Genomic DNA, 9,609 nt, shown 5'->3' with positions numbered 1-9,609 from the left:
TTAAGGAAATTCACTGCCAAAAAATAAGAATTTAAAGAATTAATACCCTGAAATAAGAGAAAGGTGAATTTGAGCGCACTCAAATTCACCTTTCTTACTATCTGAAGCTAGTTTTGTCCCAGCCCCTCTTACCTTAGCTTATTCAAACTGAAACAGATCGCTTGAAAGATATCGCTCTCCAGTATCGCAAACGATGAATACGACAACATCGTCAGGCTTTAGCCTTTTTGCAACCTGGATGGCGGCATAGCAGGCAGCTCCTGAGGAGGGACCGACTAATATCCCTTCTTCTCTTGCCATTCTGCGTGTCGTATCATAGGCTTCTTCATCTTTGATTTGATGAATTTCATCATAAACATCCGTATTGAGAATTTCCGGCACAAATCCGGGGCTAGTGCCGACAAGCTTGTGCCTGCCAGGTTTTCCGCCTGATAGGACGGGCGAGCCTTTTGGCTCCACTACATGCACTTCCAGCCCCTGATAATGCTCTTTAAGAACCTCACCGGTACCGGTGATCGTGCCGCCAGTACCTGCCGTGGCAACGAAGGCAGACAATGGTTTGCCGATTTCCTTCATAGCCTCTATAATTTCGATGGCAGTTGAGTGACGGTGTGCATCAGGGTTAGCGCTATTTTCAAATTGCATCGGCACAAAACTGTTTGGAATTTCCTCAGCCAGTTCATTAGCCTTTTGAATAGCACCGGGCATTTTGTCATCACCAGGGGTCAGGACAACTTCTGCTCCGTATGCTTTCAAAAGGTTGATGCGCTCTGCCGTCATAGTATCAGGCATAACCAGAATGGACTTATAGCCGCGGGCTGCTGCATTCATTGCCAGTCCAATGCCGGTGTTCCCGCTTGTTGGTTCAATAATGGTTGCACCTGGTTTTAATTTTCCAGCCTTCTCCGCTTCGATAATCATATTATATGCCGCGCGGTCTTTAACACTGCGGCTCGGATTGTAGAATTCAAGTTTTGCATAAATACTTGCGCCATTTTCAGGTGCCAGTTTATTTAATTTTACAAGTGGAGTATCTCCAATTAAGTCTGCAAGGTTGTTGACAACTTTCATCTGACTCTCCCTTTCAAATATGGCTTTATTTAATAACAAGGAAGTTTAATATATAGAACTATTATCTTTGTTATTTTATGTCCATTTGTTTAATTTCATCCTGATAAAGGAAATCTATATCTATCCGTAATATATCCATCATACTAAAACAGACTATTCCAATCAAATCAAAAGGAATTAGAAGGAGTACAAAAATAAGAGGACAAACAGAAAGTATCTGCCAATTTTAACAGATGTTTGTTAAAATAAGTGGAAATATGGAGGAATATTAAGTGTCTAAACAAATGAATGCTCATTTTTTCTTTGCGGTGAAATTGCCGGAAGAAACAAAGGAAAAGTTGAAGGAATATATGGAATGTGTAGGTAGCAAACTGCCTTTTAGCCGCTGGGTTTACCACGAGGATTATCATATTACATTAGCATTTCTGGGATCGGCCCCTGAAGACAAACTGAAGAAAGCTCTCAGGCTTGCAGCTGACTCGATCAGAAACGAAAAATGTTTTAGGCTGCAAATATACAAACTTGGCATATTCGGAAAACAGGACGCGCCAAGAATCTTATGGTGTGGAACACAGCAGGACAAGCATCTTCAAGACATAAGATTGAAGGTATATTCTGCCTGTCTGGAAGCGGGATTTGAGCTGGAGACAAGACCGTTTAAGCCACATATCACCATGGCAAGAAAATGGGCTGGCACTAGTCCCTTTCAGCAAAGTATGCTCGATGTTATCAATCCTTTTAAAGACGGTCACCTCGAGTTTGAGGTTTCAGAAGTTGTTCTTTATCAAACTCATCTGGATAAATCGCCGAAATATGAAAGTATTGCCATCTTTCCGCTTTTGGCGGAATAAAATAATTACATACTAACAATAGATATAAAGTTATTTACGAAAGCAGGGCTAGGAGAATGGGACAGTTAATTAAATTGCAGGATTATGTATCACGTTACCAGCAGGACATTTTTGTTTATCCTTCCCGTTTTGTCAGGCTGAAAAAACAGCAGTGGGATAAATGGCATAAAGCATGGGAATCAAATGAATCCTTTACCCCTCAATCCGTGCAGCATGATACTGCGGGCACAACAGACTGGTCCGGTGAAGAAAAAGAGCCGCTTATGGAAAAACTGAAGGGATTATTAAAAAGGGGCAGGAATGAAGAATTTGCGCAATATGACCCTGTCGAAAATAACGTAAAAAAGGAGGAAGATGTGCTCGAATTTGAAGCCTCCTTTGCTGTACGTCCGGAAACAATTGAGAATCTAAAACATCAGTTTCTGGACCAGCTTTACCGGTTCCAGATGAAATGGGCAACGTCTACACTAACGGAAAAATCATTTCCTGAGAAGCACTACTATTATGATGAAAAGCTAAAGTATTTTCTGCAGAGATATCCTGATACGTACCTTGTCATGTATAATCCCATCTTTTTATTGAAAAGGGCACCGGTTGAAACGGAGATTATAGTTATAGGACCGACAGAGGTATGGTGCATCAGCTTTTTAGAGCAGGAGGATTCAGCGGTATTCACAGGTTCAAATGATAGATTCTGGACAAAAAAAGGAAAAGGGGAAGAGAAAAAAGTACTTAATCCGCTGCTTGCATTAAATAGAACAGAGAAAATTATCCGAAAAATATTTGAAATTCATTCTATTGAATTGCCGGTTAAAAAAGCAATACTCTCTCGAAATGGCTATATTGATTATCCTGCAGCACCTGCAGATGTGCAGCTGGTCGAGAAAAGGACCTATGATCAATGGTTTCAGGCAATGAGAAGTCAGCGTTCTCCCCTCAAGCATGTTCAATTAAAAGGAGCACAGGCACTGCTTCAATATTGCCAGACTGCATCAGTCAGAAGACTGGAGTGGGAGAATCGGGATGAATCCTGAAATGTTCCACGGGAATAAATCACTTAGGTTCATTATAAATCCGCAGGCGAAAAATGGATATTGCTTGAAAGCCTGGGGTAAGGTTGAGCAGATGCTGAAAGAGGAAAATATCTCTTACTCTGCAGTCAGGACAGAATATCGCGGCCATGCAAGGGAATTGGCAAAAGTTTATATAGAACAGGCAGGCGGACAAAGATTGTATCTTGTTGCTGTGGGAGGAGACGGAACGGTTCATGAAGTGATGAATGGCGCTGCGGGTCATCAGAATGTGACTGTCGGGTTTATTCCAGGAGGGTCCGGCAATGACTTCTCACGGGGCTATAATATCCCTAAAGACCCCAGGGAAGCTTTAACCGCCATGCTTAATGGGATCAGTCATTCTGTTAAGGCAGATATCGGGATGATTAGACACACAGATGGGAAAACAACATATTTTATTAATAATATGGGTGCAGGATTTGATGCACTGATTTCCCGGAAAGTAAACAATTCAAAGATCAAGGGTATCCTGAACCAGCTTTCTCTGGGCAAATTTGTATACGCTCTCTTTCTTATAAAAGAGCTGTTTTTCTATAAATGCTCTGATCTTGAAATCATCATTGACGAAAAAAAACATCACATAAGGTCAGCCTGGTTTATCACTATTTCCAATCAGCCATTCTACGGAGGCGGTATGAAGATTTCTCCGGATGCAAACCCTTTTGATGGAATTCTAAATGTTACGGTAGTCCACAATATATCCAGAATTAAACTTTTGTTTGTATTTGCCTCTGTCTTCAAGGGAAAACATATAGGATTTAAAGAAGTCGCAATCCTGCAGGGCAAAAATATCAGCATTCGTTCTTCACACCCCATACCTGCCCACGCAGATGGTGAGGTTCTGGACAGCACACCAATTTCAGCATCCGTTTGCCCGGAATTCATTTCAATCATTAAAGGATATGTTAAAGGTTAGTGATTATTTTTAGGAGAGAGCTGCTCTTAAATTTCCGTCCTACTAAGCAAAGGAGCTGAGTTCGGAATGATAACGATTGAACGGACTTTTAATGCATACCTGGATGAAATGCACATCATTACAATTCTACTTCCTTTAAGCTATCATCAGGGACGTTCTTCCGGTTTCTCTCTCCTTTCAGACGCGGAGGAAGAGATTCCTGCAGACATATTGAAAAGTACCCCGATTGAGGGCGCCGTTAAATATACATGCAAAATAGACCATGATGTGGAATTCGGGAAACAATACTGGATAGTGGATGAGTATGGCGGGAAGACAGACCTGCAAATCGGAGCGGTTATTCGAACAAGTGATTTTGATGAGAAGTTCTATTATGACGGACCGCTGGGTATAGCGTACAGCAAAGAAAAGACGTGCTTCAGGCTCTGGGCTCCGACAGCTGTAATGGTAAAGCTGAAGTTAAAAGGAGCATTGGAGGGAGAAGCGGAGCTTTTTCCGATGACAAGAGGAGAGAGGGGAGTCTGGAGCTGTGAAGTAACCGGCGACCTCGATCGTTTTCTTTATTCTTTCCTGGTATGCATTAACTTGGAATGGAAAGAAGCTGTAGATCCATATGCGGTGTCCTCGGGATTGAATGGTGAATATGGGGCTGTCGTCAATTTGGAAAGTACAAAAATAAAGAAGCCGGATCTTCCGCCGCTCCATCAGCCGACAGATGCCATCATATATGAAACACATATCAGGGATTTTACCATTCATCCAGGGAGTGGGGCACAACAGAAAGGCCTTTATCTGGGAGCGGGCGAGACAAACACTGTTGGCAGTGACGGGGAGCCGACATGCCTGTCATATGTCAAACAGCTCGGTGTAACTCACATTGAGTTTCTGCCTGTCCATGACTTTGAAGGTGTAAATGAAAAAAATCCAAGTGAAGAATACAACTGGGGTTATAATCCGCTCCATTTTAATGTCCCGGAAGGAAGCTATTCTTCCGATCCCCTGGATCCCTATTCACGGATTAGAGAATTGAAAGCTTTGATTCAGGCTGTTCATTCCCAAGGGCTTAGAGTCATAATGGACGTAGTCTACAATCATGTATATATTCGTGAGCATTCTTCTTTTGAAAAAATCGTACCGGGCTATTTCTTCCGCCATGATCAATATGGGATGCCTTCAAATGGCACCGGAGTTGGAAATGACTTTGCTTCTGAGCGTCTGATGGCAAGGAAATTTATTGCTGATTCCGTATCATATTGGATGAGGGAATATCAAATTGATGGTTTCAGGTTTGATTTAATGGGTATCCTCGATATCGAAACGATGAATGAGGTTCGCAGAATTTCGGAATCAATTGACCCAGCTGTCATTATCATTGGAGAAGGCTGGGATTTGAATACTCCTATACCGGAAGACAGGAAAGCAAGCATCCGCAATCAGGAAAAGCTGCCGGGAATCGGCCAATTTAATGACTGGTTCAGAGATTCCATCAAAGGCAGCACCTTTAATTTATATGATAAAGGATACGCGTTAGGGAATGACCATTACTATGATGCGGCAAAGCAGGTATTGGCAGGAAGCATTGGCCTGGAAAAAAAGGAGAAAGGCATCTTCCTTTCCCCGTCCCAATCAGTAAATTATGTGGAATCCCACGATAATCACACTCTATGGGATAAAATTCTGGTTTGTTCTGAAAATGCGGATTCGATGACACAGCAAAAAAAGCACCGATTGGCAACCGTAATGGTACTCCTGTCACAGGGAATCCCATTTCTGCATAGCGGTCAGGAATTTTATCGGACCAAGGGCGGGAATGGAAACAGCTACCGGGCTCCGGACTCCATCAATCAACTGGACTGGGAGAGAAAATCACGTTATTTCAATAATGTTGAATATATTAAAGGAATGATCAGCATAAGAAGGTCAATTCCTCTTTTCAGGCTTGCAGATGCGGAATTAATCCGCAATTCCATGCGGTTTATGGATATTAAAAAACCGCTGATTGGTTATATTTTAACCAGCAGTGAGCCAAATGCCGTGTGCAGCCATGCTGCAGTTATTATCAACCCTACAGCGACGGAAGAAGAAATTCTGCTTCCAGAGGGGGATTGGGACCTTATTGCAGATGAATATACCGCCGGCAATTCCACCATACGCAAGGTAAGCACCGGATTGATAATTCCGCCATTAAGTTCTTATGTATTGGTTTGCAGAAAATAGAAACAGGTTGCTGCTTTTTCTGCAAACACTACCCTTAATTAGAAAATACTGTTATAAAAGACTTGAAAAAAACATCATTTTCCTGATGATATTCCGTAAACCTAAATAGATGCACTTGACGAAAAAAGCCAGTAAGAATAAAATTTATAAAGATGGCTATTGTGAGGAACTTACATCAATAGCTCTTTTTTTATTTTAAGTTCCCGTTACAGGAATGGTTTTATATTTACTGATTACTTTTTGTGCATTATTGGTGCTTTAATTAATTAACCGGATAAACAGCTATATTTGTGAAATTGAACGATAGTCGTATAGAACATAACATTACTAAGCAAAGGCCCTTTTATCGGCCATGGCAAAATAAGTTTTGATCAAAAAACAGGGCTTATTTTCAACTCAAGCTATTTAACAACCAATGGCTTATTGAATTGCAGGTGAACAATTTTGGAACATTTATTTGGACATGACTGGGAGATTGTTCCCGCCGGAGGGGCGACAGGGGAAGCTTTTTATGCACAGAACGACGAGCAGAGGCTTTTTCTTAAAAGAAACTCTTCTCCTTTCCTGGCGGTTCTATCTGCGGAAGGAATCGTCCCGAAACTTATCTGGACAAAAAGAATGGAAAATGGGGACGTTATAACTGCCCAGCAATGGCTTAATGGACGGGAGCTAAAAGCTTCTGACATGAACCGTGAAAGCGTGGCAAAGCTTTTGGGTAAGATCCATTCTTCAAAGCCGCTGCTTGGTATGCTGACTAGAATGGGGAAATCCCCGCTGCAGCCTGAAACTCTTCTGCATTTGATTGAGGAAGAGTTGGATTGTGATCTGAAGGAGCAGATTGCTGTTATTCAGTCAGTCGATTTCCTAAAAAAAGAAGTTTCACATATCCGCTGTGAAGAAAATACAGTGTGCCATTGCGATGTAAATCATAACAACTGGCTGCTTGCAGAAAACAACCAGCTGTACTTGATTGATTGGGATGGAGCCATGATAGCAGATCCCGCCATCGACTTGGGCATGCTGTTATATTGGTACATTCCTAAAGAAGAATGGCCGAATTGGCTTGAGCGGTATGGCATTCAATTGACAAATGATTTGCTGCTCCGCATGAAATGGTATGTGATTGCACAGACTTTGACATCTATCCAATGGCATAAAAATAAATTCAGATTCCAGGAAATGGACAAGTGGCTTTCTTACCTGGATGAGCTTCTTTGAGATTTACGAAAATTGATCTATATCCTGTACCCATTGTGATAAATCATTTTGATGGGATTCAATGTGGTTATCCAACTGGGAAGAATTGATTCCGTGCTGACTGTATTCATAAATTTCTTCTAATACTGTTTTTACATTTTGATTAATGTTTCCGTTGATCATTAATGATTTTACCAGGCGTTCCAATTGTTCACATTCTGAAATTGAGCCACAGCAATCTGTCTGATGATTGCTTAAAATATCTTTTAATAAATTTAATTGATCCTGGTGTCCAAGCGGCATGAAAAAACATCCTTTCTGTTGAATCTGAAAATAAAAGCAAAAGGAATTCACTTTAGGTTGTGGATTCCTTTTTTATTTATTCATGTGGGAATGTAATTTAAGTGATTAAATTCCCTTAGGTTAAACTGCTGGCAAGGGATAAAAAATAAAGTTGCATCACAGTGATGGGCATGATATTGTTTGAACGATATTAATTTTTAGGAGTGTCAATATGCGACAGCGAAATAAACCGTGGGCAAAGGATAAATTAGCCGAATATCCTCAATACGTAATTTCAGAACCAGAAAAATATAAAGGAAAGTGGAATGAAGCATTCGATAGAGATCAGCCCCTTCATATAGAAATTGGGACAGGAAAAGGCCGCTTCCTAACTGGTATGGCAAAAGCAAACCCGGATATTAACTATATTGGAATTGAGCTGGCTGAAAGCGTGATTGTCTCCGCACTGGATCGGGTCATTGAGGAAGAGCTTCCAAATATAAAGCTTTTGAATGTAAACGCAAATGATCTTCGTGACTATTTTGAAAAAGGCGAAGTCAATCGTGTCTACCTCAATTTTTCAGATCCATGGCCGAAGAAGCGTCATGCAAAACGCAGGCTTACTTATAGGAGCTTCCTGGAAATTTATGAAGATATTCTTGTGGATAAGGGAGAAATCCACTTTAAGACTGATAACCAGGGACTGTTTGAATCTTCTCTTATGAGTTTTTCCGATTATGGCATGCTGCTGACATTTGTCAGTCTCGACCTTCACAATAGTGATTTTAAAGGAAACATCATGACCGAATATGAAGAAAAGTTCTCATCAAGGGGCAGCCGTATTTTCCGGTGTGAGGTACAATACAAATAATTCAGTCTATCCAAATGGATAGGCTTTATTATTTGTATTTCACATAAATAATTTAAATATTTCCACAGGTAAGCGCTTAAATGTTATGATGTGATAAAGATAAGCGAGCGCTTGCTCAGAAATATTAATGGAGGAGATACTCGTGGAAACATTGAAGTTAAAGAACATAAAGATGTCCTGGCTTCGCGGCGGTGTCACATATCTTGACGGAGGAGCCATGTTTGGTGTAGTTCCGAAGCCATTGTGGTCAAAAAGATATCCATGCAATGAGAGAAATCAGATAGAGCTGAGAACAGATCCCATTCTTATTCAATTTGACGGCAAGAATATGTTAGTCGAAACAGGTCTGGGAAACGGGAAACTGAATGAAAAGCAGAAGAGGAATTTCGGAGCGCTTGAAGAGTCGTTTGTTGAACAGGATTTAGCTAAGCACGGTTTATCCCTCGGAGATATCGATTATATCCTTATGACGCATCTTCATTTTGATCATGCCTGCGGACTGACAAAACCGGAAGAAGGAAAATTCTCATCTGTATTTCCGAATGCCAGAATCATTGCATCACGGGTTGAATGGGAAGAAATGAGAAATCCTAATATCCGCTCCAGAAATACATATTGGAAAGAAAACTGGGAGTCCATTAAGGATCAGGTGGAAGTTTTTGAAGGGGAGTGGACACTCGGTCCTATTAAATTGGTGCATACAGGCGGCCACAGTAATGGACATTCCATCCTGGTTATAGAAGATGAAGACGATACCGTCATTCATATGGCTGATATCATGCCAACACATGCCCATGCAAATGTTTTATGGGTCCTCGCTTATGATGACTATCCGATGGATTCCATCAGCGCCAAGGAAAAATGGATGGATTACGGCATAAAAAGAAATGCTTGGTTCACTTTTTACCACGATGCTTTTTACAGGGCAGTCAAGTGGGATGAAGCAGGAAATATGCTTGAAAAAGTGGAAAGGCAAAAAAGCTAAAAAATCCCCATTCGGGGATTTCAGTTTGTAGACAAAAGGGTTCGGAATAGTCTCATTCCGGACCTCTTTTTTGAATTTTATTGGCTTTGAAGCATTTTCAGATGATGATAGACCTCTCCGAGGTCATCTTCTAGGCCATTTCTGGA

9 protein-coding genes are annotated in these 9,609 nt (G+C 41.1%); 7 read left to right on the top strand and 2 right to left on the bottom strand.

What is annotated here, in order from left to right:
* Positions 1-138: 138 nt before the first annotated feature.
* Positions 139-1,071, bottom strand: coding sequence for a cysteine synthase A (gene cysK / locus M3205_RS24305; RefSeq protein ID WP_251172229.1), 933 nt, complete (start codon positions 1,069-1,071; stop codon positions 139-141).
* 272 nt (positions 1,072-1,343) lie between these two features.
* Between cysK and thpR the strand changes: the two genes are divergently transcribed.
* From thpR to M3205_RS24280, 5 genes are all read left to right on the top strand, one after another.
* Positions 1,344-1,922, top strand: coding sequence for an RNA 2',3'-cyclic phosphodiesterase (gene thpR / locus M3205_RS24300; protein WP_251172228.1), 579 nt, complete (start codon positions 1,344-1,346; stop codon positions 1,920-1,922).
* A gap of 56 nt (positions 1,923-1,978) precedes the next feature.
* Entirely contained in the window at positions 1,979-2,956 is a 978-nt protein-coding gene (locus tag M3205_RS24295) for a nuclease-related domain-containing protein (RefSeq protein ID WP_251172227.1), read from the top strand.
* Complete coding sequence (locus tag M3205_RS24290) at positions 2,946-3,911, top strand: diacylglycerol/lipid kinase family protein (RefSeq protein WP_251172226.1); 966 nt, start codon at positions 2,946-2,948, stop codon at positions 3,909-3,911. The genes M3205_RS24295 and M3205_RS24290 overlap by 11 nt, the downstream gene beginning before the upstream one ends.
* A 66-nt stretch (positions 3,912-3,977) precedes the next feature.
* On the top strand, positions 3,978-6,128 hold the full coding sequence (gene pulA / locus M3205_RS24285) for a type I pullulanase (protein ID WP_251172225.1): 2,151 nt from the start codon (positions 3,978-3,980) through the stop codon (positions 6,126-6,128).
* A gap of 444 nt (positions 6,129-6,572) precedes the next feature.
* Entirely contained in the window at positions 6,573-7,346 is a 774-nt protein-coding gene (locus M3205_RS24280) for a phosphotransferase family protein (protein ID WP_251172224.1), read from the top strand.
* A 3-nt stretch (positions 7,347-7,349) separates the two neighbouring features.
* Here the strand turns inward: M3205_RS24280 and M3205_RS24275 are convergent, their stop codons facing one another.
* Positions 7,350-7,628, bottom strand: coding sequence for a YtzH-like family protein (locus M3205_RS24275; RefSeq protein ID WP_197248404.1), 279 nt, complete (start codon positions 7,626-7,628; stop codon positions 7,350-7,352).
* A 211-nt stretch (positions 7,629-7,839) separates the two neighbouring features.
* Between M3205_RS24275 and trmB the strand changes: the two genes are divergently transcribed.
* Together trmB and M3205_RS24265 are read left to right on the top strand one after the other, a co-directional pair.
* Positions 7,840-8,478 carry a tRNA (guanosine(46)-N7)-methyltransferase TrmB gene (gene trmB, locus M3205_RS24270; RefSeq protein WP_251172223.1) on the top strand — a complete coding sequence of 213 codons (639 nt, stop codon included), beginning with the start codon at positions 7,840-7,842 and terminating at the stop codon, positions 8,476-8,478.
* A 142-nt stretch (positions 8,479-8,620) separates the two neighbouring features.
* Positions 8,621-9,463, top strand: a complete 843-nt coding sequence (locus M3205_RS24265) for a YtnP family quorum-quenching lactonase (protein WP_251172222.1) — start codon at positions 8,621-8,623, stop codon at positions 9,461-9,463.
* Positions 9,464-9,609 lie beyond the last annotated feature (146 nt).

It is taken from the genome of Cytobacillus firmus, from assembly GCF_023715565.1.
In the GTDB taxonomy this organism is placed as follows: domain Bacteria; phylum Bacillota; class Bacilli; order Bacillales; family Cytobacillaceae; genus Cytobacillus; species Cytobacillus firmus_C.
Note: the sequence above shows the minus strand (reverse complement) of the source record. Positions and strands in the feature narration are given on the sequence as shown.

Coding starts and splice junctions, on each gene's coding strand:
- trmB (WP_251172223.1), top strand. CDS start 7,840: ATGCGACAGCGAAATAAACCGTGGGCAAAGGATAAATTAGCCGAATAT.
- M3205_RS24295 (WP_251172227.1), top strand. CDS start 1,979: ATGGGACAGTTAATTAAATTGCAGGATTATGTATCACGTTACCAGCAG.
- M3205_RS24275 (WP_197248404.1), bottom strand. CDS start 7,628: ATGCCGCTTGGACACCAGGATCAATTAAATTTATTAAAAGATATTTTA.
- M3205_RS24290 (WP_251172226.1), top strand. CDS start 2,946: ATGAATCCTGAAATGTTCCACGGGAATAAATCACTTAGGTTCATTATA.
- cysK (WP_251172229.1), bottom strand. CDS start 1,071: ATGAAAGTTGTCAACAACCTTGCAGACTTAATTGGAGATACTCCACTT.
- pulA (WP_251172225.1), top strand. CDS start 3,978: ATGATAACGATTGAACGGACTTTTAATGCATACCTGGATGAAATGCAC.